The sequence below is a fragment of the Micromonospora sp. NPDC048839 genome (assembly GCF_040649915.1).
Taxonomy (GTDB): domain Bacteria; phylum Actinomycetota; class Actinomycetes; order Mycobacteriales; family Micromonosporaceae; genus Micromonospora.
Genome location: NZ_JBEZGL010000010.1, coordinates 23,423 through 46,986, shown reverse-complemented (window position 1 = coordinate 46,986; position 23,564 = coordinate 23,423). Strand labels below are relative to the sequence as shown.

At 71.9% G+C, this 23,564-nt stretch carries 25 protein-coding genes; 15 read left to right on the top strand and 10 right to left on the bottom strand.

The window, feature by feature from the left end; translation table 11 throughout:
* Window positions 1-100 precede the first annotated feature (100 nt).
* Window positions 101-1,396: a cation:proton antiporter gene (locus tag AB0C25_RS19975; protein WP_357375152.1), complete on the top strand. Its 1,296-nt coding sequence runs from the start codon at window positions 101-103 to the stop codon at window positions 1,394-1,396.
* Between the two features lie 34 nt (window positions 1,397-1,430).
* Here AB0C25_RS19975 and AB0C25_RS19970 read toward each other — a convergent pair whose 3' ends face one another.
* Window positions 1,431-2,390 (bottom strand): FAD-dependent oxidoreductase, encoded by a 960-nt coding sequence (locus AB0C25_RS19970; RefSeq protein WP_357375150.1) that lies wholly within the window; start codon window positions 2,388-2,390, stop codon window positions 1,431-1,433.
* Between the two features lie 85 nt (window positions 2,391-2,475).
* Here AB0C25_RS19970 and AB0C25_RS19965 point away from each other — a divergent pair, with 85 nt between their 5' ends.
* A complete protein-coding gene (locus tag AB0C25_RS19965; protein ID WP_357375556.1) occupies window positions 2,476-2,691 on the top strand; it encodes a DUF3072 domain-containing protein in 216 nt (71 codons plus the stop codon).
* Window positions 2,692-2,710: 19 nt separating this feature from the next.
* On the opposite strand, the gene AB0C25_RS19960 is transcribed toward AB0C25_RS19965, so the two are convergent.
* Both AB0C25_RS19960 and AB0C25_RS19955 read right to left on the bottom strand, forming a co-directional pair.
* Entirely contained in the window at window positions 2,711-3,211 is a 501-nt protein-coding gene (locus tag AB0C25_RS19960) for a metallophosphoesterase (protein WP_357375148.1), read from the bottom strand.
* Between the two features lie 38 nt (window positions 3,212-3,249).
* Window positions 3,250-5,082, bottom strand: coding sequence for a glycoside hydrolase family 15 protein (locus tag AB0C25_RS19955; protein ID WP_357375146.1), 1,833 nt, complete (start codon window positions 5,080-5,082; stop codon window positions 3,250-3,252).
* Window positions 5,083-5,204: 122 nt separating this feature from the next.
* On the opposite strand from AB0C25_RS19955, the gene AB0C25_RS19950 reads away from it, so the two are divergent.
* Window positions 5,205-5,789, top strand: coding sequence for a general stress protein (locus tag AB0C25_RS19950; RefSeq protein ID WP_357375144.1), 585 nt, complete (start codon window positions 5,205-5,207; stop codon window positions 5,787-5,789).
* 45 nt (window positions 5,790-5,834) lie between these two features.
* Here AB0C25_RS19950 and AB0C25_RS19945 read toward each other — a convergent pair whose 3' ends face one another.
* The gene (locus AB0C25_RS19945) at window positions 5,835-6,422 is read right to left on the bottom strand and encodes a DUF1684 domain-containing protein (protein ID WP_357375142.1); all 588 of its coding nucleotides are present in this window, start codon (window positions 6,420-6,422) and stop codon (window positions 5,835-5,837) included.
* Window positions 6,423-6,455: 33 nt separating this feature from the next.
* Window positions 6,456-7,025, bottom strand: coding sequence for a TetR/AcrR family transcriptional regulator (locus tag AB0C25_RS19940; RefSeq protein WP_357375140.1), 570 nt, complete (start codon window positions 7,023-7,025; stop codon window positions 6,456-6,458).
* A 60-nt stretch (window positions 7,026-7,085) separates the two neighbouring features.
* Between AB0C25_RS19940 and AB0C25_RS19935 the strand changes: the two genes are divergently transcribed.
* On the top strand, window positions 7,086-7,574 hold the full coding sequence (locus AB0C25_RS19935) for an FBP domain-containing protein (protein WP_357375138.1): 489 nt from the start codon (window positions 7,086-7,088) through the stop codon (window positions 7,572-7,574).
* Between the two features lie 40 nt (window positions 7,575-7,614).
* On the opposite strand, the gene AB0C25_RS19930 is transcribed toward AB0C25_RS19935, so the two are convergent.
* The gene (locus tag AB0C25_RS19930) at window positions 7,615-8,148 is read right to left on the bottom strand and encodes a GNAT family protein (RefSeq protein WP_357375136.1); all 534 of its coding nucleotides are present in this window, start codon (window positions 8,146-8,148) and stop codon (window positions 7,615-7,617) included.
* A 157-nt stretch (window positions 8,149-8,305) separates the two neighbouring features.
* Here AB0C25_RS19930 and AB0C25_RS19925 point away from each other — a divergent pair, with 157 nt between their 5' ends.
* The 3 genes from AB0C25_RS19925 (at window position 8,306) to AB0C25_RS19915 (ending at window position 11,701) form a co-directional block, all read left to right on the top strand.
* Complete coding sequence (locus AB0C25_RS19925) at window positions 8,306-8,788, top strand: MarR family transcriptional regulator (protein WP_357375134.1); 483 nt, start codon at window positions 8,306-8,308, stop codon at window positions 8,786-8,788.
* Window positions 8,789-8,798: 10 nt separating this feature from the next.
* The gene (locus tag AB0C25_RS19920; protein WP_357375132.1) at window positions 8,799-9,785 is read left to right on the top strand and encodes a pirin family protein; all 987 of its coding nucleotides are present in this window, start codon (window positions 8,799-8,801) and stop codon (window positions 9,783-9,785) included.
* A 326-nt stretch (window positions 9,786-10,111) separates the two neighbouring features.
* A complete protein-coding gene (locus AB0C25_RS19915) occupies window positions 10,112-11,701 on the top strand; it encodes a phospholipase D-like domain-containing protein (protein WP_357375130.1) in 1,590 nt (529 codons plus the stop codon).
* Here the strand turns inward: AB0C25_RS19915 and AB0C25_RS19910 are convergent.
* Complete coding sequence (locus AB0C25_RS19910; protein ID WP_357375128.1) at window positions 11,650-12,402, bottom strand: hypothetical protein; 753 nt, start codon at window positions 12,400-12,402, stop codon at window positions 11,650-11,652. The genes AB0C25_RS19915 and AB0C25_RS19910 overlap by 52 nt on opposite strands.
* A 372-nt stretch (window positions 12,403-12,774) precedes the next feature.
* Here AB0C25_RS19910 and AB0C25_RS19905 point away from each other — a divergent pair, with 372 nt between their 5' ends.
* A complete protein-coding gene (locus tag AB0C25_RS19905) occupies window positions 12,775-13,599 on the top strand; it encodes a SigB/SigF/SigG family RNA polymerase sigma factor (RefSeq protein WP_357245517.1) in 825 nt (274 codons plus the stop codon).
* Between the two features lie 82 nt (window positions 13,600-13,681).
* On the top strand, window positions 13,682-16,210 hold the full coding sequence (gene hrpB, locus AB0C25_RS19900) for an ATP-dependent helicase HrpB (RefSeq protein ID WP_357375554.1): 2,529 nt from the start codon (window positions 13,682-13,684) through the stop codon (window positions 16,208-16,210).
* Between the two features lie 9 nt (window positions 16,211-16,219).
* Here the strand turns inward: hrpB and AB0C25_RS19895 are convergent, their stop codons facing one another.
* Window positions 16,220-16,945, bottom strand: coding sequence for a protein phosphatase 2C domain-containing protein (locus AB0C25_RS19895; protein ID WP_357375126.1), 726 nt, complete (start codon window positions 16,943-16,945; stop codon window positions 16,220-16,222).
* A gap of 260 nt (window positions 16,946-17,205) precedes the next feature.
* Here AB0C25_RS19895 and AB0C25_RS19890 point away from each other — a divergent pair, with 260 nt between their 5' ends.
* From AB0C25_RS19890 to AB0C25_RS19870, 5 genes are all read left to right on the top strand, one after another.
* Entirely contained in the window at window positions 17,206-19,815 is a 2,610-nt protein-coding gene (locus AB0C25_RS19890; RefSeq protein WP_357375124.1) for a glycoside hydrolase family 9 protein, read from the top strand.
* Window positions 19,816-19,890: 75 nt separating this feature from the next.
* Entirely contained in the window at window positions 19,891-20,160 is a 270-nt protein-coding gene (locus AB0C25_RS19885; RefSeq protein ID WP_357375122.1) for a hypothetical protein, read from the top strand.
* 122 nt (window positions 20,161-20,282) lie between these two features.
* Window positions 20,283-20,447: a hypothetical protein gene (locus AB0C25_RS19880; RefSeq protein ID WP_357375120.1), complete on the top strand. Its 165-nt coding sequence runs from the start codon at window positions 20,283-20,285 to the stop codon at window positions 20,445-20,447.
* A gap of 90 nt (window positions 20,448-20,537) precedes the next feature.
* Window positions 20,538-21,788: a DUF222 domain-containing protein gene (locus AB0C25_RS19875; RefSeq protein WP_357375118.1), complete on the top strand. Its 1,251-nt coding sequence runs from the start codon at window positions 20,538-20,540 to the stop codon at window positions 21,786-21,788.
* Between the two features lie 104 nt (window positions 21,789-21,892).
* Window positions 21,893-22,375, top strand: coding sequence for a hypothetical protein (locus tag AB0C25_RS19870; RefSeq protein WP_357375115.1), 483 nt, complete (start codon window positions 21,893-21,895; stop codon window positions 22,373-22,375).
* A gap of 61 nt (window positions 22,376-22,436) precedes the next feature.
* On the opposite strand, the gene AB0C25_RS19865 is transcribed toward AB0C25_RS19870, so the two are convergent.
* Window positions 22,437-22,709 carry a hypothetical protein gene (locus AB0C25_RS19865; protein WP_357375552.1) on the bottom strand — a complete coding sequence of 91 codons (273 nt, stop codon included), beginning with the start codon at window positions 22,707-22,709 and terminating at the stop codon, window positions 22,437-22,439.
* Window positions 22,706-22,918, bottom strand: coding sequence for a hypothetical protein (locus AB0C25_RS19860; RefSeq protein WP_357375113.1), 213 nt, complete (start codon window positions 22,916-22,918; stop codon window positions 22,706-22,708). The genes AB0C25_RS19865 and AB0C25_RS19860 overlap by 4 nt, the downstream gene beginning before the upstream one ends.
* Window positions 22,919-23,201: 283 nt before the next feature.
* Here AB0C25_RS19860 and AB0C25_RS19855 point away from each other — a divergent pair, with 283 nt between their 5' ends.
* On the top strand, window positions 23,202-23,393 hold the full coding sequence (locus tag AB0C25_RS19855; RefSeq protein WP_357375111.1) for a hypothetical protein: 192 nt from the start codon (window positions 23,202-23,204) through the stop codon (window positions 23,391-23,393).
* Window positions 23,394-23,564: the final 171 nt, after the last annotated feature.

Genomic DNA, 23,564 nt, shown 5'->3' with positions numbered 1-23,564 from the left:
CTCGGGTTCACCGGCACGTACGCGCATAGCCGGTGCCGTTGCGGGGCAAGGTCTGTCACCACCTGCCCGCGCCCCGCGGGTGCGGGCGAAAGGTGGTGCCGTGGAGCCGGTAGACGTGGCGTTCGCGCTTGTGGGCCTGGGCGCTCTGCTCGCGGGCATCCTGCCCCGGGTGCTGGAGCAGCGTCCGCTGTCCATGCCGATCGCCTTCCTCGCCCTCGGCATGCTGGTGTTCCTGCTGCCGGTCGGGCTGCCGACACCGGACCCGCTGGCCCACCCGGAGCTGACCACCCACCTCACCGAGATCGGCGTGATCGTCGCGCTGATGGGCGCCGGGCTCAAGATCGACCGACCGTTGAGTTGGCAGCGGTGGTCGTCCACCTGGCGGCTGCTGGCGATCGCCATGCCCCTGTGCATCGCGGCGGTGGCCCTGCTCGGCTGGTGGTGGGCGGGCCTGGTGCCGGCCGCCGCCCTGTTGTTGGGCGCCGCGCTGGCCCCGACCGATCCCGTGCTCGCCGCCGACGTGCAGGTCGGCGAGCCGACGGACGTGGAGGACTCCGAGGACGAGGTCCGCTTCGCGTTGACCTCGGAAGCCGGCCTCAACGACGGGCTGGCGTTCCCGTTCGTCTACGCCGCCATCGCCATCGCCTCGACCAGCCTCGCCCCGGGCGACTGGATGGCCGAGTGGTTCACCGTGGACGTCCTCTGGAAGGTGGGTATCGGGGTCGGCGGTGGGCTGCTGATCGGCTGGCTGCTCGGCAAGCTGTTCTTCCGCGCGCCCAGTGAGCTGCGGCTGGCCCGGCACGCCGAGGGCTTCCTGGCGCTGGCCGCCACGTTCCTGGCGTACGGGCTGGTCGAGGTCGTCGGCGGGTACGGCTTCCTGGCGGTGTTCGTGGCCGCGCGGGCCATCCGGGCCGCCGAGCGGACCCACCAGTTCCACTCGGTGCTGCACGACTTCGCCGAGCAGGTCGAACGGCTGCTCACCCTGGTGCTGTTGCTGCTGCTCGGCGGCGCGATCGTGGGTGGCCTGCTGGCGCCGCTGACCTGGCCGGCGGCCGCCGTCGGGTTGGCGCTGGTGTTCCTGATCCGGCCACTGTTCGGCTGGTTGTCGTTGCGGGGCGCACCGGGGCGACCGGCCGAGCACTGGGTGATCTCGTTGTTCGGCATCCGCGGTGTCGGCTCGTTCTACTACCTCGCGTACGCCACCACGAAGGCGGACTTCCCGCAGGCCGAGCTGCTGTGGGCGACCGTCGGGCTGGTGGTGCTCGTGTCCGTGGTGGTGCACGGCATCACGGCGACCCCGGTCATGCAGCTGCTCGACCGGGAGGGCGAACGCACCTCCGACCCGGCCGAGCGGGACGCCGACGCCCGGCCGGTCGCCGCAGCCGGCCACTCCTGAACGAACAGGTCAGACCGGCCAGCCCTACGCCCGGTCAGGCCAGGCGGGCGGCGATGGCGCGGCCCAGGTCTCGACCGGAGCGCCAGGCGCTCTGCACCCGAGGTTTGCCGAACGCGTCGCCGGCCAGGCCGATCCCGTCCGCATCCAGGTGGTGGGTGGCACCGGTGGCACCGCTTGCAGGCTTCGCGTACGTCCAGCGGTGCACCCGCACGTCGACGGCATGCTCGGGCAACCCCAACAGGTCCCGGACGGCCTGCTCGACCGCCGGGCCGGCACCGGTGGGCTGGGCCAGGTGTCCGGCCGCGAATTCCGGCACCGTGTGCGCGACGAGCACCGGAGCGCCGTCACCGCGCCGGTCGCCGTCGTCGCAGACGAGATTGACGACGGGATGGCCGTTGACGAACGCGCCACGGAAGTCCGGCCAGCGCCGGGTCGGGAAGCGCAGCACCACGGCCAGGGACGGCGACCATCGTTGTGCCTGCACGGCCCGGGTGGCGTCGGCCAGCGCCGGGTCGAGGAGCAGGGCGGCCTGCGGACCGGGCATGGCCAGCGCGACCGCCGCGCACGGTTCGCCGTCCACGGACGGGCCGGGCTCCACGCCGAGCACCAGCCGGTCGACGGTCACCGCCACCTCGCTGGCCAGGTGTTCGACAAGCGAACGCAGCCCACGCGGGGCGGCGAAGCGCATCGGGCCGGGCACGTCGTGGCGCCCGTTCTCGTCGTACGCCTGGAAGGTGTCGGTCCACTCCCGGACCAGACCGGCGGCGCGCCACTGCTCGGTGACGGCGACGAAGTCCGGGTCGGTGGCGGTGAAGTACGCCGCCCCGATGTCCGCGGGTCGGCCCTCGAAGCGTTTGCTGGCCATCCGGCCACCGCAGACGTGCCCTCGCTCCCGGACCCGCACCGGTACCCCGGCCCGGGTCAACTCCACCGCACAGGCCACCCCGGCGATGCCCGCCCCGACCACCACCACACCCGACCGGTCCACGCTCATCCGATGATCGTAGGTGGCGGTGTTCGGGCATGAACCACCGATGACCTGGGTACTGGCACAACTGTTCGAAGAGAGGGTGATGATGATGACGGACCGCCGCACCGAGCCGGCCGACCAGAACGCCGCGATCAAGGACCCGGACGAGTGGGTCACCGGTGACGAGCCGCCGACCGCCGCCCAGGAGTCCTACCTGGGCACGCTGGCCCGGGAGGCCCACGCGGATCTCCCGGACGACCTGACCAAGGCCGAGGCCTCCAAGCGCATCGACGAGCTCCAGGCCAAGACCGGCCGAGGCCAGTAACCCCGGGTTGCGGGGGCGGTCAGGGGCGGGGCAGGGCGTGCAGGCGCACCTCGGTCAGGCTGCCCCCGCGCACCTCGGCCGTGAGGTAGGTGGCGTGGGGTTGGGAGCGCCGGTCGGTGGGCGAGCCGGGGTTGAGCAGGCGCAGACCACCGGGCGCCTCGGTGTCCCACGGGATGTGCGAGTGCCCGAAGACCAGCACGTCGACATCGGGAAACCGGGCCGCACACCGCTCCTCCCGAGCGGTCCGTGGCCCGGTCTCGTGCACCACGGCGACGCGCAGGCCGTCGAGTTCGACCCGGGCCACCTCCGGCAGCCGGGCGCGCAAGGCCGGCCCGTCGTTGTTGCCGTACACCCCGACCAGCCGGCGCGACCGCGCGGTCATCGCGTCGAGCAGCGCCTCGTCCACCCAGTCACCGGCGTGCACCACCACGTCCGCGGCCTCGATCGCCGCCCAGAGCGGGTCGGGCAGGTCCCGGGCCCGCTTCGGTACGTGGGTGTCCGCCGTGAGCACCAACCGCATCCGGCCATTCTCCCCCGCGCCCCGACGACCCGCCCGGTTCAGGCACGCGTCGGAGTGAAGTACGCCGGGGGCATCCCGCACTCGCGCAACGTCGGGTTCCGCTCGACGTCCGTGAGCACTCCGGCGGCATTGATCAGGCCGATGTGCGAGAACGCCTGCGGGAAGTTGCCCAACTGCTCCCCGGTCTGTTGATTGATCTGCTCGGCGAACAGGCCCAGGTCGTTGACCCGACCAGCCAGCTCGCGGAACAACTCGTGCGCCCGGTCCCGCTCGCCGGCCAACGCCAGGCAACTCACCAGCCAGAACGAACAGATGACGAAGCCCGCCGGGTCGCCGTCCCAGCGCCGCAGCAGGCCGTCGTGCGACAGGCCCCGTTCCACCGCGCGGACCGTCGAGCGCATCCGCGGGTCGTCGGCCCGCAGGAAACCAACGAGCGGCATCACCAGCACCGACGCGTCCAGCTCGTCGGAGTCGAAGATCCCGGTGTACGACTGGAGTCGGTCGCTCCACCCCCGGGTGAGGACCGCCGCGCGCACCTCGTCCCGGGCCGCCGTCCAGCGGGCCAGGTCCTGCGGCTCGCCGAGCTGGTCACCGAAGCGGACCGCCCGGTCCAGTGCGACCCAGCACTCCACCTTCGAGGACACGTGGTGGTGTTGGACTCCACGCTCCTCCCACATCCCCGCGTCCGGCTGTCGCCAGTCCTGCTCGGCCTGGTCGGCGAGCACCCGGAGCAGGTGGTAGACCTCCGGGTCGAACGGCTCCAACTGGTCCCGCATCAGCCAGGCGGCGTCCATGGCCGCGCCGTAGATGTCGTTCTGCCGCTGCCGCCACGCGTCGTTACCGGTCACCACCGGCGGGCTGTCGCGGTATCCGCCGAGCTGGTCCAGCCGGTGTTCGGTGAGGTCCCGCTCCCCCAGCACCCCGTACATGATGGGCACCGGCTGGTCGTCGATCCGGCCCATCGCCCGACCCAACCAGGCGAACTGTCGCCGCACCTCGTCGAAGCACGCCGACCGCCACAGTGCCCGCAGGGTGTGGCTGAAGTCGCGCACCCAGACGTAGCGGTAGTCGTAGTTGCGGTCCCCGCCGAGTTCCTCCGGCAACGAGGTGGTCACCGAGGCCACCACCGCGCCGCTGGGCCGGTACGTCATGCCCTGCACCACCATCCCACTGCGCCGCACCTCCTCGGCGTAGAGGCCCTCGTAGTGGTGCTCGTCAGCCCAGGACTGCCAACCGGCGACGGTGTCGGCGATCGTCTGGTCGGCGTCCGGCACCTCCGGCAGGGGGGCGTCGTAGGTCGGGGCGTACCCGAGAGTGAAGTTGTGGGTCGTGCCGGCGCGGACGGTGAACGACGCCGTGGCATCGCCGTCCTCGCCGCACGTCAACCGCACGCTGCTGCGGAACGTGAGCCGCGCGGCCCCAGCGATGGCCTCGAGCATGTCCGCGCGCTCGACCAGGTACGCGATGGTGCGCCCGTACTCGAAGCGCGGCCGGTAGTGCACCCGCATCGGCACCTCACCGGTGAGCCCCTGCACGCTGCGGACCAGCACCTGCGGTGAGCGCATCCCGATGTCGTGACCACGGCTGCCGGGCTCGAAGGCGAGCGCGTCGGTGAGCGCGACCTCCCCCTGCGCGGTGCGGAAGACGGTCCGCAGCACGAGGGTGTTGTCGAGGTAGCAGCGTTCGACAGTGAAATCGGCCTCCGGCCGGATCGACCAGTGTCCAGCGCCGTCGTCGAGCAGCCGGCCGAACACCGACGGGGCATCGAACCGTCCGGGGCACCACCAGTTCACCGAGCCCGAGGAGTCCACCAGCGCCGCGCTGCGTCCGTCGGCGAGGAAACCGTAGTCGCTGATCTGTCCGCTCTCCACCCGCCTGGCTACCCGGGCCGCCCGTCCCCATTCCTCCCACGCGGGGACGGCACTGCGCGCGCTGGCCGGCGTTACCGCTCGGCATGGGCGGGAACCCGGATGGCTGACGAGGGAGGATGCTCATGACGTCAGCTTCGGGGCCGACCGCCGCATGGCGGCCCGGCACACAGGATGACGACCTGCTTCCAACCGGGCCGGCCGGCCGCCTGTCGACGCCGGGCGGTGACGGCCACGGGCCGGAGACCGGCGCGCCGACCGTGACGATCGGCTCGTACCCGGACTATCCGGCCGCACAGCGGGTCGTCGACTATCTGGCCGACAATCGCTTTCCGGTGGAGCACACCGCAATCGTCGGCACCAACCTCACCCTGGTGGAGACGGTGCTCGGGCGGATGACCACCGGTCGAGCCGCACTGCTCGGCGCCGGCACCGGCGCCTGGTTCGGACTCTTCATCGGCCTGCTGTTCGGCATCTTCACCGTCGGCAACTGGCTGGCGGTGATCCTGGTCGGGCTGGTCATCGGCGCGATCTGGGGTGCCGTGTTCGGCGCGGTCGCGCACGCGATGACGGGCGGGCAGCGGGACTTCACCTCGGCCAGCTCCCTACGCGCCGGCCAGTACGCGGTGACCGTCGACGCGCAGCTCGCCGATCAGGCCCGACAGCTGATGGGTCGGATGCAGATGCCCGGCGCGGCCGCCAACCGCTGAGCGACGATCGAACGGCCGTTCCGGCGATACGCCCGGGGCGGCCGTTCAGTCGTGGTACGTCAACTCGCCGGCGCGGATCTCCACCTCGACCCGGTTCTCCGGCGGCGCCAGGGGGCACGCCCAGCGGTCGTCGTACGCGCAGCTCGGGTTGTAGAGGTAGTTGGCGTCCAGCCGGACCCGGTCCCCGGGCAGCAGCTCGACACCTCGACCGAAGGTGCCCTTCACCGTGTCGGTGAGGTAGCGGCCGCCCCCGTAGGTCTCCCGCCCGCAGGTGCCGTCGCGCAGCGGCACGAACAGCCCACCGCCGTACGCCTCGATCCACCACAGGGTCAATGGCCCCCACGGCGTCTCGGCCACCGCCACCCGCCGGTACGCGACCACCCCGTCCGGGCCTCCGGTGTCGATCCGCAGCTCGCCGCTGGCCGGCCGCAGGGGCGTCTCGACCACGGCCTCCGGGTTGGGCGGGAAGTAGCGCACCCCGGAGAAGCCCGGCCGCTCCGCGGCGGGGATCGGGCTCTGCGGGTGGGTGGCGAAGAGGTCGTCGCGGCCGGCACGGAACCCGGTGAGGTCGACGTCGGACAGGTACAGCCGGGCCACGCGCTCCCGCCAGTCGGCCAGTTCCAGTTGATCCACGTGTCCGAGCCTAGGCCGTCGCGGTGGGGCAGCTCAGCGTGACGGCCAGTTGCTCAGGACCGCGTCGAGGGCGTCCAGGGTGCGCGACCAGGAGTCGTCCGTCGTCCGCGGGGTGTGCCGGAAGCCGCCGGTCCGCTCCAGGCTGACGAACCCGTGAAACGTGCTGTGCATCATCCGGACGGCGTCGGTCTGGTCGGGCTCGGCGAGCCGGTAGCCGCGCAGGATCGCCCGGGTCATCTCGGCATGTCGGACGCCCGCGCTCGCCGCGGCAGTCTCCGGGTCCAGGTCGATCTGCATGGCGGCGTACCGGCCCGGGTGCTGTGTCGCGTAGTCCCGGTAGGCGTTGGCGAACGCCACCAGCGCGTCCTTGCCGGCGCGGCCGGCGAGCGCGGCGCCCACCCGGTCGGCCAGTTCCGCCAGCGCCAGCAGGGCGATGCGGACCCGCAGGTCCTGTGCATTTTTGAGGTGGAAGTACAGGCTCGCGTCCTTCACCCCGAAGCGGCGGGCGAGCGCGGCGACCGTCACGTTGTCCACCCCCACCTCGTCGGCCAGCTCGGCTCCGGCCAGCGTCAGCCGTTCGACGGTCACCCCGGCACGTGCCATGCAGCACTCTCCCAACCTAGCCGTAATAATCGGTTGCCTAGGAGAGCTAGGCTACTACCTATGTTGGTCCTGACCGAATCCGTCATCCGCGCGTCCTTCGTCAACTGCAGCCGAGGCGAGGCGAAGCGGCTGACCGTACCCAACGATCTCGCGATGCGTCCCTGGGACGACCTCGACTTCCTCGGCTGGCGGGACCCCTCCGCGCCGCAGCGGGCCTACCTGGTCGCCGAGACCGACGGCAAGCCGGTCGGGGTGGTGCTGCGGGCCGCGAAGCACCAGATGGGGCGCGTGCGGCACAGCATGTGCTCGTTCTGCCTGACCACGCACCTCGGCGGCGGCGTCTCGTTGATGACCGCCCCCAAGGCCGGTCCGAGCGGACGACAGGGCGACTCCGTGGGCACGTACCTGTGCTCCGACCTGGCCTGCTCGCTGTATCTGCGCGGGAAGAAGCACGCCGGGCCTCCGGCGCCCGAGCCGCTGCCCCTGCCGGAGCGGATCGAACGCGTCCGGACCGCCCTCGCGACCTTCCTCCGCAAGGTCACCGAGTGACGGCTCGGGGCGGCCGGGCCGACGCGTGTTCGGCCCCCGGCTACCTGTCGGTCGACAGGCGTGCGTGCAGGTGCTCGTCGTAGCGGCGGCCGTCGCCGTAGCGGTACGACTCGCGCAGCGTGCCCTCGGCGAGGTAGCCGGCGTGCTCGGCGACCCGACAGGAGGCCGGGTTGGCGACCGCGTGGCACAGTTCCACCCGGTGCAGCCGCAGGTCGGTGAACGCCCAGTCGGTGAGCCGGACCACGGCCCGGACCGCCACCTGCCGCCCGCGCGCCGCCGGAGCCGTCCAGTAACCGATGGACGCACCACCGTCATGGATGCTGTGCAGCGACACCGAGCCCAGCAGCTTCCCGTCGGCCGCCGAGACCACCGCCATCGAGACGTGCCCGCCGCCGGACCAGTCGGCCCGGCGGCGGACCCAGAGCAGCGCGGCCTCGTCGTCGATCGGGCCGCCACCCTGCGGGTTCCACTGGGCGATGGCCGGATCGAGCAGGGCGTCGCGTACCGCCGGAGCGTCCTCGTCTTGCCAGGGGCGCAGCAGCAGGTCGGCGGTGGTGAGCTCCAGGTGTTCCACGAGGCCGGAGTCTGGCACATCGCAGCAGCGGCGCACCGCTGATTTAACGTCCACTTCCTTCAAGTTTGCAGAAACAGACGGCTCGACGGCCGGAACGTGACCCAGGCAACGCTCAACAGCAGTAGTTAAATTTTGAACAAGTGCTATCGTCGTGGCCATGACCGAGAGCCTGGACCGCACCCGAGAGGCCGCCTGGCGCGCCTACATCGAGGCCAGCCAGCGTCTCTACACCCAGTTGGAAGAGGACCTGCGCGCCGACAGCGAGCTGACCTTCGCCGACTACCACGTGCTGGTCCTGCTCTCCGAGGCACCGGGGCAACGGCTGCGGATGGGCGAGTTGGCCAACCGGCTGATCTTCTCGCCCAGCCGACTGACGTACCAGGTCTCCTCCATGCAGCGCCGCGGCCTGGTCAGCAAGGAGCCCTGCCCGGACGACCGACGCGGCAGCGAAGCGGTGCTCACCGCCGCCGGGCTGCTCGCCCTGTCCGAAGCCGCACCACACCACCTGGCGTCGGTACGTGCCCACCTGATGGACGACCTCGACGACGCCGAGGTCGCCTGCCTCACCCGGGTCTTCGACCGGCTCGGCCGCCGCCTGCGCGCGGCCCGGACCGCCTCGTCCACCCACGCCACCCGTTAAGGAGCCCTCGATGCCCGCGATCACCGTCGACAACGTCGTTGTCCTGCCGCGCCTGCCCCACCTCGGCGAGAGCACCGCATTCCGCAAGGTCCGCACGGTGACCACCGCGCCCAGCGGCTTCGAGGGTGAGGGCTTCCCGGTCCGTCGCGCCTTCGCCGGGGTGTCGACCACCGACCTGGACCCGTTCATCCACCTCGACCAGATGGGCGAGGTCGACTACGCGCCGGGCGAGCCCAAGGGCACCCCGTGGCACCCCCACCGCGGCTTCGAGACCGTCACGTACATCATCGACGGCATCTTCGACCACCAGGACTCCAACGGCGGTGGCGGCACCATCACCGACGGCGACACGCAGTGGATGACGGCGGGCAGCGGCCTGCTGCACATCGAGGCGCCGCCGGAGCACCTGGTGATGAGCGGTGGGCTCTTCCACGGCACCCAGCTCTGGGTCAACCTGCCCCGCTCGGCCAAGATGAACCCGCCCCGCTACCAGGACATCCGGGGCCGGCAGTCGGCGCTGCTCACCACGCCCGACGGCGGCGCGCTGATCCGGGTCATCGCCGGTGAGATCGCCGGGCACCGCGGCCCGGGGTCGACCTTCACGCCGATCACCATCACCCACGTCACGGTGCAGCCGGGGGCGCAGGTCGACCTGCCCTGGCAGCCCGACTTCAACGCCCTGGTGTACGTGCTGGGCGGTCGCGGCACGGTCGGCACCGAGCGGCGGCCGGTCCGCACCGGTCAGCTCGCGGTGCACGGCCCGGGCGACGCACTGCGGTTCGGCGCGGACACCGCGCAGGACAGCAACACCCCGGCGCTGGATCTCTACATCATGGGTGGCAAGCCGATCCGGGAGCCGGTGGCGCAGTACGGCCCGTTCGTGATGAACACCCGCGACGAGCTGCTCCAGGCGTTCGAGGACTTCAAGGCCGGTCGGCTCGGAGTGATCCCCACCGAGCGCCTGCCGCACACCGGCGGCCAGGGCACCCGGCCCTGACCCTTCGTCGACACTGAGATCGGCGCCGGCGCCCCCGGTTCACCACGGGCGCGCCGGCGCCGCCTCAGGAGACCGCGAAAATCCCAGCGACACCAAGAATCACCATCACCAACACCGCTACCAGCGCACCCCGTTCGCTCTCCACCGCCGGCTCGCGGTACTCGGTCCCGGGGTTCGTTGTCTCGCGGGGCATAGTGTGGCCTCCTCGGCTGTTGTCGCGTCACTGCGATGGCGTTGGCCAGGTCACCGGTCTGCCGGGCTGGCGTGCGGACCCGCGTCCGGGGTCCTACCGTGAGGACGTTGCCGACCTCCAGGGGGGCTGGACGTTGCCGTCGCAGGACTGGTTCCTCACCGCGCAGGAACGCGCCAACCCGGTGTCTGGGTTACCCGTCTGGACCAGGGGAAACCTCGCTGAGCCGCTGATTCACGGTGCCGCCTACTTCGACCGGTTGGTCGACGAGGTGCAGGCACTGGGCCCTGGCGACCACCTGTTCTTCACCGACTGGCGCGGTGACCCGGACGAGCGGCTGCGTCCCGACGGCCCGACCGTGGCCCAACTCTTCGCCCAGGCCGCCCAGCGTGGCGTGGTGGTCAAGGGACTGATCTGGCGCTCGCACCTCGACGTGCTCGCCTACAGCGAGGCGGAAAACCGCGACCTCAGCGAGACGATCTCCGCGGCCGGTGGCGAGGTGCTGCTCGACCAGCGGGTCCGCCGCGGCGGCTCGCACCACCAGAAGCTCGTGGTGCTGCGGCACCTGGACGCACCCGAACGGGACGTCGCGTTCGCCGGCGGCATCGACCTGTGCCACAGCCGACGCGACGACGCCGCCCACCACGGTGATCCGCAGCCGGTCCAGATGTCCCCCCGGTACGGCACCAACCCGCCCTGGCACGACGTCCAGCTCGCGGTGCGTGGCCCGATCGTCGGCGCGCTGGACACGCTGTTCCGGGAACGCTGGACCGACCCGATGCCACTGGACTCGGAGAACCCGATGGCCTACCTGCGGGACCGGCTGCGCGGCGCGGACCTGCGCCCGGATCCGCTGCCCGAGCAACCCGCCGACCCGCCCGAGTGTGGTCCCCACCAGATCCAGGTGCTGCGCACCTACCCCGCCGTCCGCCCGCGTTACTCGTTCGCGCCCGACGGCGAGCGGACCGTGGCCCGGGGTTACACCAAGGCGGTACGCCGCGCCCGCCGACTCATCTACCTGGAGGACCAGTATCTGTGGTCGGCCGAGGTGGCGGACCTGTTTGCGCACGCGCTGCGGGACAACCCGGACCTGCACCTGATCGCCGTGGTGCCCCGACACCCGGACGTGGACGGCAGGTTCGCGCTGCCACCGAACATGGTCGGCCGCGAGCAGGCGCTGTCGCTGTGCGAACGGGCCGCGCCGGACCGGGTGCACGTGTTCGACGTGGAGAACCACGCCGGCGACCCGGTCTACGTGCACGCGAAGGTGTGCGTGGTGGACGACGTCTGGGCCAGCGTCGGCAGCGACAACTTCAACCGCCGGTCCTGGACGCACGACAGCGAGTTGTCCTGCGCGGTGCTCGACGACACCCGCGACCAGCGGACGCCCACCGACCCGGCGGGCCAGGGCGACGGCGCGCGGACCTTCGCCCGGGACCTGCGACTACGGCTCTGGCGTGAGCACCTCGACCGGGATCCGGACGGCGCGGACGACGCCGACCTGCTCGACCCGCCGGACGCCGTCGCGGCTGTCACGGCCGCCGCCGACGCGCTGCAACGCTGGTACGACGACGGTCAGGTGGGCGAACGACCGCCCGGCCGGCTGCGCCCGCACCGCCCCGAGCGGCTGCCGTGGTACACGCGCGCCTGGGCGCTGCCGGTGTACCGGCTGGTCTACGACCCGGATGGCAGGCCGCTGCGGGCGAGGCTGGCCGGCACCTGGTGAGTCGACCGGAGCGGCTCCGCCGCGGTGACGACCGGATGCACGCTCAACCCACCGGGGTAGGCGAACGATGAGCGCGGCGAGTAGTAGCCGAAGCCGATGGTCAGCGGGTTGGCCGGGCGCAGCGCGTACATCGGATGCCCCGGCTGGAGGAACTCCACCGACTCGATCTCGAACGGGGCGACCGGTTCGGCGACGAACGGGTAGACCGAGCTGAGGAGCTGGCCGTCGCGGCGGGTGAAGTAGCGGTGGTGACCGCTGCTGATCGCGTGGCCGGTCTCCCCCACCCGGCACCGTGCCCGGATCAACGTGGTCCCGTCGATGTCCGTCTCGGAGAGCAGGGCCTCGCCGCGCACCTCGATCCGGGTCCGGCCGGTCAACACCGGGGCGCCGCGGGCGGCTGCGTACTCACGGACCAGCGTGCTGGACGCCACGTAGGTGGTCCACCAGCCGCCGGGGTTGAGCCCACCGGGCGCGTCGACGCCGAGGAGCGAGACGCCGAGATAGGTGAGCGAGTACGCGCCGAAGCCGGAGGTCTGCGTCTCGTCCTCGACGATGTACTGGTTGAGGAACACCTGGTGGTCGGGGCGCGGGCGCAGGCCCGGCGGGACCAGTGCGGCGACGGCGTCCGGGTCCGCCGGAATCCAGCTGAAGTAGAGCGTCCGACTGTTCACGACGAGCTGGGGAGCGGCTGGATCGAGCACGGTGCCTCCGAACCGGGTGTGTACACGCGACGCTACGGGCGGTCCCACCGGCGGGACAACGACGGATAGTCGACACTTCTGTTCACCTGTCGGATTTCATGTTGACCACTCGGCCAAGTCGGTGGGTCCATCCGGATGGGCGAGCCGGGCCGAGCGGCTGAGCGGCGCCACGGGTGGGTAAGGGTGATCACAACCTTCCCAACCTGCGCCCATTTTGTACCTTTTGTTATATGACACGCCTTAAATGCATCAGCCTTTCGGCTAGATTTCGGGGAGACGATCAGGCTAAGGTGAGTCCCGAACGGCCCATTGAAAGCTAAACCAAAGCGTCACACCTTTTTGTCCGCGGACGAGGTGCAGGGAGGACCACCCATGACCGCGCCAACGATCACCGAGCAGCCGAGCACCACGGCGAAGGCCAGCACCAAGCTTGACCCCCGCGCGCTCACCGACAGCGCCGCCGACCTGCTCAACGCCATGGCGGCGCTGCCCGCCAACCACCCGTCGCGCGCCGCACTGCGGGACCGCGCGATCGAGGCCTGGCTGCCGCTGGCCAACCACCTGGCCCACCGCTACAGCGGCCGTGGCGAGCCGACCGACGACCTGGCCCAGACCGCCGCGGTCGGCCTGATCAAGGCCATCGACAAGTTCGACCCGTCCCGCGGTGTCGACTTCGCCGGGTACGCGATCCCCACCATCATCGGCGAGCTCAAGCGGCACTTCCGGGACCGCACCTGGGACATCCGGGTGCCCCGCCGGCTCCAGGAGCTGCGGCTGGCCATCTCCGACGCCAACAGCTCGCTCCTGCAGACCCTCGGCCGCTCGCCGACGGTCGCCGACATCGCCGCCCACCTCAAGCTCACCGAGGAAGAGGTCCTGGAGGGCCTGGAGGGCGCCCGCGCGTACAACGCGGTGTCGCTGTCCACCCCGACCGGTGACGGCGAGCGCGCCACCGAGCTGGGTGACATGCTCGGCGGCGAGGACAACGAGTTCGAGCTGGCGGAGCTGCGGGTCGCTCTCGGCCCAGCGCTGGCCACCCTCGACGAGCGCGAGCAGAAGATCCTCACGCTCCGCTTCTACGGCAACCTGACCCAGTCGCAGATCGCCGACCAGATCGGTGTCTCGCAGATGCACGTCTCCCGGCTGTTGACCCGCGCGCTGACCAAGCTGCGCGGCCAGCTCGACGGCACGTACTGAGGTAGCGACGACGGTGGGCAGGGTCGACAGACCCGGCCCACCGTCGTACCCGGAGGCACCCGCGCCGGTGCGAGACTGGGCCGTGCTCTCCGACGTAACCCTGGACCTGCCGGTACGCCCGGTGCTGCCGGCGCTGGTCGCGGCACTCGACGCGGCCGGGGCCGGCGTCCTGGTCGCTCCGCCGGGCACCGGCAAGACCACCCTCGCGCCGCTGGCCGTGGCCGACCGGGTGAGCGGGCGGGTGGTGATCGCGCAACCCCGTCGGGTGGCCGCGCGCGCCGCCGCCCGACGGATGGCCGAGTTGCTCGGTGAACGGGTCGGCGACCGCGTCGGCTACGCGGTGCGCGGCGAGCGTCGGGTCAGCTCCGCGACGCGGGTGGAGGTGGTCACCACCGGCCTGCTGGTCCGCCGGCTGCACCACGACCCGGAGCTGTCCGGCACGGGCGCGGTGCTGCTCGACGAGTGCCACGAGCGACAACTCGACGCCGACCTGGCGTTGGCCTTCACGGTGGAGGCGCGGGCCGCCCTGCGGCCGGATCTGTGGCTGCTGGCGATGTCCGCCACCCCGGACACCGACCGCTTCGCCGCGCTGCTCGGCGGGTCCGCCCCGGCCCCGGTGGTACGGGCCGACTCGGCGCTGCACCCGGTTGAGCGGATCTGGGCGCCGCCGCCGCGCCCGATCGTCACCGCCGGTGCCGGGCCGGTGGATCGGGCTCTGCTCGACCACGTGGCCGCGACCGTCCGGCGGGCGCTGCGCGAACGCGCCGGTGACGTGCTGGTCTTCCTGCCCGGAGCGGGCGAGATCGCGGCGGTCAGCGGCCGGCTGGCCGACCTGCGGGACACCGTCGCCCTGTTGCCGCTGCACGGCCGGCAGCGGGGCGCCGAGCAGGACGCTGCCCTGCGTCCCGCCGACCGACGCCGGGTCGTGCTGGCCACCGCGCTGGCCGAGACCAGCCTGACCGTGCCGGGCGTACGGGTGGTGGTGGACGCCGGGTTGTCCCGCGTGCCCCGCATCGACCTGGCCCGTGGGCTGGGCGCGCTGGTCACCGTGCCGGTCTCCCGAGCCGCCGCCACCCAGCGGGCGGGCCGGGCCGGCCGGGAGGCCCCCGGGTACGTCTACCGCTGCTGGTCCGCGGCGACCCACCAACGGTTGCCCGCCCGCGCCGAGCCGGAGATCGCCACCGCCGACCTGACCGGCTTCGCACTGGAGCTGGCCGCCTGGGGCCGGCCGGACGGCGTCGGGCTCGCGCTGCCCGACGCGCCACCGGCCGCCGCGCTGACGGTGGCCCGGGACACCCTGCTCACCCTGGGCGCGGTCGACCTCGACGGTCGGATCACGGCTCGGGGGCGGGCGATCGCCGCCGCCGGCGCGCACCCACGGCTGGCCCGGGCGCTGCTCGACGGCGCCGGTCGGGTCGGCGCGGACCGGGCGGCCGAGGTGGTCGCCCTGCTCGCCGAGGAGAGCGCGGCCGGCCCCGGTGACGATCTGGTCGCCGGCTGGCGTCGGCTGCGCGCCGGCGTCGACGCGGGGGCGACCGCCCGCTGGCGCACCGAGGTACGCCGGTTGCGCGCCGCGTTACCCACCGGCTCCCCGACCGACGGCCGCGCCGCCCCCGGTTCGGGTGGGCTGAGCGACGATCTCGCCGCCGGGCTCCTCGTCGGTCTGGCGTACCCGGAGCGGTTGGCCCGGGTGCGGCGGCCGGGCGGATCGTCGTACCTGATGACCGGCGGGACCGCCGCGGAGCTGATGGCCGGGTCGGGGCTGGCCGGGTCCGACTGGCTCGCGGTGGCCGTCGCGGACCGCACCCCCGGCGCGCCGTCGGCCCGGATCCGCCGGGCCTCGCCGGTGGACGAGGCGACGGCCCGGGAGGCGGCCGGCCCGCTGCTCCGGACGAGTCGCGAGGTCGGCTGGTCCGACGGCGACGTGGTGGCCCGGGAAGTGACCAGACTGGGCGCGATCGAGCTGCTCCAGCGGCGGCTGGACCGGCCGGAGCGGGCGGAGGTGGCGGCTGCCGTGCTGACCGGTCTTCGCCAGGAGGGGCTGGGGCTGCTGACCTGGACGCCGGCGGCGCGGGCACTGCGGGAGCGCCTCGGCTTCCTCCGGCACCACCTGGGCGACCCGTGGCCGGAGGTCAGCGACGGGGCGTTGCTCGACGCCGCCGGGACCTGGCTGGGTCCCGAGTTGGCCGGGGCTCGGCGTCGGGCCGACCTGGCCCGGGTGGATGTGCCGTCGGCGCTGCGCCGGCTACTGCCCTGGGCGCAGGCCGCCCGCCTCGACGAGCTGGCCCCGGAGCGGATCGAGGTGCCGAGTGGGTCACGGGTGCGGGTGGACTACACCGATCCGGCCGCGCCGGTGCTCGCCGTGAAGCTTCAGGAGACGTTCGGCTGGTCGGCGGCCCCCCGCATCGGTGCCGGGCGGACACCGGTGCTGCTGCACCTGCTCTCCCCCGCCGGCCGGCCGGTGGCGGTCACCGCCGACCTGGAGTCGTTCTGGCGTACCGGCTACCCGCAGGTGCGCGCCGAGTTGCGCGGGCGCTATCCCCGGCACCCGTGGCCGGAGGATCCTCGGACGGCGACCCCCACCCGGCGCGCCGCGCCCCGCCGACGCTGAGCGCCGGCGCTACTCCTCCAGGACGTCGGCCACCACGACACTCACGTTGTCCGGTGCGCCGGCGTGCAGTGCCAGATCGATCAGCTTGCCCGTGCAGGCGGTCCGATCGGGATAGTCCCTGAGCACCTCGGTGAGGGTGTCCGGGCGGACGACGTTGGAGAGGCCGTCGCTGCACAGCAGCCAGCGGTCGCCGACCCGGGGCACCATCGTCGAGTACGACGGGTTGACCTCGTCGCCCTGGAGGGCCTGGGTGACGACGGCGCGGCGCGGGTGGCTGCTGGCCTGGTCCGCGGTGATCACGCCCTGGTCCACCAACATCTGGACGAACGTGTCGTCCCGGGTGACCTGCTTGAGCACGCCCTCGCGGAACAGGTAGGCACGGGAGTCGCCGACGTGCGCGAGGGCCAGGCAACTGCCGGTCCGGGCGAACAGCAGGGCGGTGAGTGTCGTGCCCATGCCCTGGCGCTCGGGATCCTCGGCGACCGCCTGGCGGATCCGGGAGGTGGCCAGCGCGATGCCACCTTCGAGCGCGGCCACCAGGGCGTCCTCGGGGGTTTCCAGGTCCAGCGGGGCCAGCGCGTCGATGGTGAGGGCGCTGGCCAGGTCGCCGGCGGCCATCCCGCCCATGCCGTCGGCGACGGCGACGAGCCAGTTCCCGGCGTGCAGGGCGTCCTGGTTTCCGCTGCGGATCAGCCCACGGTCGCTCGTTCCCACGGAACGCAGCTTCAGGGTCATGGGAGGCAGCCTGCCAGGCGAAGGGCGCAGTTGTCTCTAGGAGATCAGGACGACGGCGCGTGGCGCGGCCAATCTCACGTCCACACGCCGGTGTCCCGGGCCCAGCCGGACGCGGCGGTCGCCCTCGTCGCGCGCCAGAACCCATCCAGTCAGATCAATTGACACGGGGTGCCGCCGCTGGAAACATCGAGCCGATACCTGGGAGCGCTCCCAGGTTTCGGTCACCACCACCGTCCCCCACCCGTCCGGAAGGACTCCCCGTGACGAGATCCCGACGCCGCCTCCTGTTGGCCGCGGCGACCACCCTGGCCCTCACCGGCGCGGGCGCCGGCGCGGCCCACGCCGAGCCACCACCGGATGCCCCCGAGCAGATCGACAACGGCGACTTCAGCGAGGGGGTGAGCCCCTGGTTCTCGTTCGGTACCGGCGCACTCGCGGTCACCGACGGGCAGCTCTGCACCACGGTGGCGGGCGGGCTGGCCAACCCCTGGGATGCCGGCATCGGCCAGGACGGGGTGCCGCTGATCGCGGGAGCCGAATACACCCTCGGCTTCGCCGTCTCCGCCACCCCCGGCGCCGCCGTCAAGGCCGTACTGCAGCTCGGCAGTGCCCCGTACACGACGTACGCGGCCGTGGACGCCACCGCGACCGGCACCCTCCAGCGGGTCGAGCAGACCTTCACCGTCCCGGACGACAATTCCAACGCCCAACTCATCTTCCAGGTCGGCGGCTCCGCCCAGACGCAGACCATCTGCCTCGACGACGTCTCGCTGCGCGGCGGCGAACCGCCCGAGCCGTACGTGCCGGACACCGGGCCGCGGGTGCGCGTCAACCAGGTCGGCTACCTGCCCGGCGGGCCGAAGAACGCCACAGTCGTCACCGAGTCCACCAGCGCGCTGCCGTGGCAACTGCGCAGCGCCGCCGGTGCCGTCGTGGCCAGTGGCACCACCACCGCACGCGGTGTCGACGCCGCCTCCGGACAGAACGTGCAGACCGTCGACTTCTCCAGCTACCGCACCCCCGGCAGCGGACTGACTCTCACCGTCGACGGCGAGACCAGTCACCCGTTCGACATCTCCGGCGCCGTCTACGACCAACTGCGCTCCGACTCGCTGCAGTTCTTCTACGCCCAGCGCAGCGGCATCGCGATCGACGGCGACCTGATCGGCGACGAGTACGCCCGCCCCGCCGGACACCTCGACGTGGCGCCCAACAAGGGCGACACCAACGTGCCCTGCCAGCCGGGCGTCTGCGACTACTCGCTGGACGTGCGCGGCGGCTGGTACGACGCCGGCGACCACGGCAAGTACGTGGTCAACGGTGGCATCGCCACCTACCAACTGTTGAACACCTTCGAGCGGACCAAGACCGCGGCGACCGCCGACGGCGGCGCCGAACTCGCCGACAGCACGCTGCGGGTGCCCGAACGCGACAACGGTGTGCCGGACATCCTCGACGAGGCCCGCTGGGAGCTGGAGTTCCTGCTGCGCATGCAGGTACCGGCCGGCAAGCCGCTGGCCGGGATGGTCCACCACAAGATCCACGACCAGAACTGGACCGGGCTGCCGCTCGCGCCGCAGGACGACCCACAGCCGCGTGAGCTGCACCCGCCGTCGACCGCGGCCACCCTCAACCTGGCCGCCACCGCCGCCCAGTGCGCGCGACTGTTCGCCCCCTACGACGCGGCGTTCGCGGCCCGCTGCGGCACCGCCGCGGCCACGGCCTACGCCGCGGCCAAGGCCCACCCCGCGGTGTACGCCAGCCCGACCGACGGCACCGGCGGCGGCGCGTACGACGACAGCAACGTCACCGACGAGTTCTACTGGGCGGCGGCCGAGCTGTACCTCAGCACCGGCGCGCCGAACTACCTGACCGATCTGACCGCGTCGCCGCACCACACCGGAAACGTGTTCGACGCACGGGGCTTCGGCTGGCAGAGCGTGGCCGCGCTGGGCCGCCTCGACCTGGCCACCGTGCCGAACGGGCTGCCCACCGCCGACCTCACCCGGGTCCGCGCCTCGGTCACCACCGCGGCCGACGCGTACCTCGCGGAGCTGCGCCAGCAGGCGTACGGGCTGCCGATGCCCGGGGACGCCAACAGCTACTTCTGGGGCGGCAACAGCAACGTCATCAACAACGCCGTCGTGCTCGCCACCGCGTTCGACCTGACCCGGAACCCAGCCTACCGCGACGGCGCCGTGCAGGCGATGGACTACATCTTCGGCCGCAACGCCCTGAACATCTCCTACGTCACCGGGTGGGGTGAGCACGCCGCGCAGAACCAGCACAGTCGGATCTTCGGCCACCAGCTCGACCCGAACCTGCCCCGACCGCCGGCCGGCTCCATCGCCGGTGGCCCGAACGCCGCCCTGCAGGATCCGTTCGTGGCACAGCTGCTCGCCGGCTGCAAGCCGATGTTCTGCTACGTCGACGACATCAACTCGTACTCGACGAACGAGGTGGCGATCAACTGGAACTCGGCGCTGACCTGGATCGCCTCGTTCCTGGCCGACCAGGGTGACGCCGGCGCGGTGCCGGCCAGCACCTGCTCGGTGAGCTACAGCAACTACGGCACCTGGCAGGGCGGCACCGGGTTCACCGCGCAGCTGACCATCCGCAACACCGGTGCCACGGCCGTCAACGGCTGGAACGTGCGCTTCGCGTTCACCGGCGGCCAGCGGGTACGCGAGGCGTGGTTGGCGAAGGTCAGCCAGTCGGGTGCGACGGTGACCGCGAAGAACGAGTCACACAATGCCAAGATCAATGCCGGCAGCACCGTGACGTTCGGCTTCAACGCGACGACCTCCGGCGGCGCCAACCCGAACCCGGGCCTGGTGACCCTCAACGGGAAGTCCTGCTCGCTGTCCTGAGCACGCACGGCTGGTGGCCGCCCTCCCCCGGGCGGCCACCAGCCTGGCTGGACCTGTGTACCTACCATCGCGAGCATGGATGGGCGAGTGTGGATCTCGGTCGGGGTGGCCGCCCTGCTGCTCGCCGTACTCCTGGTGGCCGCGCTGCTGGTCGTCGCGCGACGCCGGCGTCGCGCCCCGGCCGGGGCCGACGAGACGATGCGCCGGGCGCGCCAGGCGATCGCGGCGAGCGGCCACCGTCAGCGCCGCCAGGGCCGGGGCACCATGCGCGGCAAGGGGTACGGCGGAGACGACAACCGGGCCTACGACAGTGGCATCGCCAGCGACTCCGGCGGAGCGCCCTGACGCCCGCTTGCATCGTCGACGCGACGGGCAGCGGCCCGGACCCGGCCGGGTTTTGGCCCTCTCAGCGTGCGCCCGGGTCTGCGTCTCGCACCCGGTGCTTACCTGTCTTCGGAGGTGGAGCCGTGCCCATGGACGACGGGCCCGTGACGCCAGCGCTCCTGATCTGGACCGCACAACGGGTGATCAACCAGCATCGCAAGTCGCCGAGCCGCTGCGCGCAGTGCCAGGACGACGGGTGCGAGATGTTGACGTGGGCGCGCAACGCACTCACGGCGCACCGCGAATGATCGAGCGGGAGCCAGCCCGGTCGGCAGGTGCGAAGCCCTCCCCGCGCACGGATCGCCGAAGTTGTCGTACACCTGTTCTATTCTCGGTCCGTGTTCGAGGAGTTGGCGCAGGCGGAGGCGGCGGTCGCCGCCTGCGCCGACGCGCCGGCCTGGGCTCTCACCGAGCCCGACCTCGTCGCGGCTCTCGACGCCGCGCACCGGCTTGAGAGCCGTCTGGCGGCCGTGCGACTGACCCTGGTGCGTGAGCTGGACGGCCGGGGAACGGCCGTGGCGCAGGGCGCGTCCTCGACGGCGGTCTGGCTGCGCGATCGGCTACGGCTCACGGTGCCCGCCGCCCGCCGACTTGTCGACCTCGCCGGCGCGCTGGACACCGGCGCACCGGGGGTGCGGGCAGCTCTGGCCAGTGGGGCCATCAGTGTGGAGCAGGCCCGGGTCATCGGCGCGACGGTCGGCACCGTGCACGCCGCCGCCGGCGCCGAGGCCGCCGACAAGGCGGTCGGAGTGCTGGTCGAGTGGGCCGGGCAGTTCGAGCCGACCCTGCTGCGCAGGCTCGGCACCCGGATCCTCGACCACGTCGCGCCGGACGTCGCGGACGCCGCCGCCGAGGCCGCGCTGCGGGCCCAGGAGACGCGGGCCAGCCGCGACCGGCACGTCACCGTCAGCGAGCAGCCCGACGGCCGGCTACGCCTCACCGGCGTCCTCAACCCCGAAACCGCCGCCCTGCTCCGTGCCGCCATCGACCCGCTGACCACGCCCACCGGCCTCGACGACACCCGCGCCCCGCGCCAACGCCGCCACGACGCCCTGGCCGACGTGTGCCGGCTGGCCCTACGTACCGGCGAGCTACCCGAAAACGGCGGAGACCCCACACAGGTCGTCGTCACCACCAGCTACGACGGGTTGACCCAGCAGTTGAGCAGCGGCGCTCTCGACATCGGCCAGCAGATCAGCGCCGAAACGGTCCGCGGGCTCGCCTGCGACGCCGCCATCCTGCCCGCCGTCCTCAACGGCACCGGTCAGGTCCTCGACGTCGGCCGGCAACGCCGCCTCATCACCGGCCCACTCCGCCGCGCCCTGGTGCTGCGCGACCGGGGCTGCGCCTTCCCCGGCTGCGACCGCCCACCCCGCTGGTGCGACGGCCACCACATCCGACACTGGGCCGACGGCGGTCCGACCAGCCTCGACAATGCCGTCCTGCTCTGCGGCCACCACCACCGACACGTGCACCGCAGCGACTGGGGCGTGCGGCTCGGCGGCGACGGGCATCCGGAGTTCATCCCACCCGCCTGGCTCGACCCCGAGCAGATCCCCCGCCGCAACCACTACCACCGGCGGACGTGATCGCCCCCCGTCCGAATCCGAATCCGACGAGATCAAGGCGTGACCCCTTCGGCATCACGCCGTCAGCAGCCGCCTCGCCGGCCGGCTGCTAGCCTGCTGGGCTGATGACAGGAAGATTCGGCAATCGGGACACCTTCGCCGTCGAGGTCGGCGAGACCCTGTCTCCCAACCTGCGCGTCGTCGACCTATGGGCGGCAGGCAAAAAGCTGACGACTCATGACAACGTGGCCTACGTACCGTCCCTCTGCTATTACCTGCGCGCTACGGCAGTGGAGGTACGCCAGCGCGCGATTCGGCCCCGCCCCTCTCGCGAACGGTCACCGGAGGTGATCTTCCGGCAGCTTGAGGCCGACGAGACAGACTTCCGCGAGCAGTACTGGTTCATGCAATGGAGCGAGATCGTCGACAACGTATCGCGCTACGCCTACCTCGACGATCACCTGGTGATCGTCTTCGCGTTCCGGCGAGCCGACCACCCCTTCCCCGAAGACATGGGCAAGGTCTTCGTCGCCAGAATCCCGCCAGACGAATTCGCGGCCACTCTAGAACAGGCGACTGACCTGCTGGGCGACGAGCGGGTGGGCTGAGGCCCGACAAGGATACCTTCGAGCCCCCCGTCCTCAACCTAAAGACTTCTCAAAAACGCTCTCAGGCCCGTACGCGCCGACTGACGCGCTCCTTACGTCCCGGTTTCCCGGCCACCACGGGCGCCGGGGCGGAACGCAGCCCGGACTTGATCACATACAGCTCACGCTTGGCCTTCGCATCTCCCCGCGCGTCGAGGACGTACCCCGCGATCCACACCCACCCGCTGTAGGGGTCGTCCTCGCCGATCGACATCACCCGCATCAACAGCGCCCGGTCCCCGGTGAACTGCACCGAGCAGTCCGGGCCGATGAACACGACGTCTCCCGCCTTCACGGCAGCCAACCGATGAACCTGCGTCGGAGCACATCCGGGGGTGCCCAGCTCAGGTCCTGTCCGGCAGAGATCAGGCACAGACTCAGGTAGTACGCCAGCGGCACCCGCCCCTGTTCGGTCAGCAGCTCCGCGCGCCGCGTGGCACAGGGCCAGGGCCGGTCGCATCCCTCGCACAGCCACAGCGGGAGGACCGGCCCGTGCGCGGTCATCGGTTCTCACCCGGCCAGTGGCCCCGGTTGATCGGAATCTTGTGTCTCGTCCGGCAGGGCAGCTCGTTTCCGCACTTGCAGACGTTCCGCCACTTGATCCACGACCACACCGGCCGATGCCGACGAGCCAGGGTCAGGGCTACGGCAGTCAGATACTCCGCGAAAGTGACGCGTCGGGTCATGCATTCATGGCACCACAGCAGGTTGCATGAGGGCAACCCCCATAGAAGTTGTCCCACCCAGATTGTCTTAAGGCAACCCCCAAGGCTCATACCGTCGGATCGTGGAATTGCTTGGACTGGATGAGATCCGCGACTTGCTCGGAGGGATCAGCAAGCAGCGCGCCACGATCATCGTGGGCCGCAAGGGATTCCCTGACCCCCTCGTCACCTTGAGCATGGGCCGCGTCTGGGATGGCAAGGCTGTTCGAGCTTGGATCGCCAAGAACCGCCCCAACCCGACGGACGAGGACTGACGTAAACTTGAGCCGGAACGCAGAGCGCCCCCGGCCCGAGGAAGTCTCACGCCGGGGGCACCTCTGTCAGATCACCAGCGGCGCGAGCGACACGACCACCTCGAAGGCACTGGGCAACGAACGCGCCGTAGGCGGGCTGTGACGGGCGCCGCAGCGCTCGGGGCATCGATG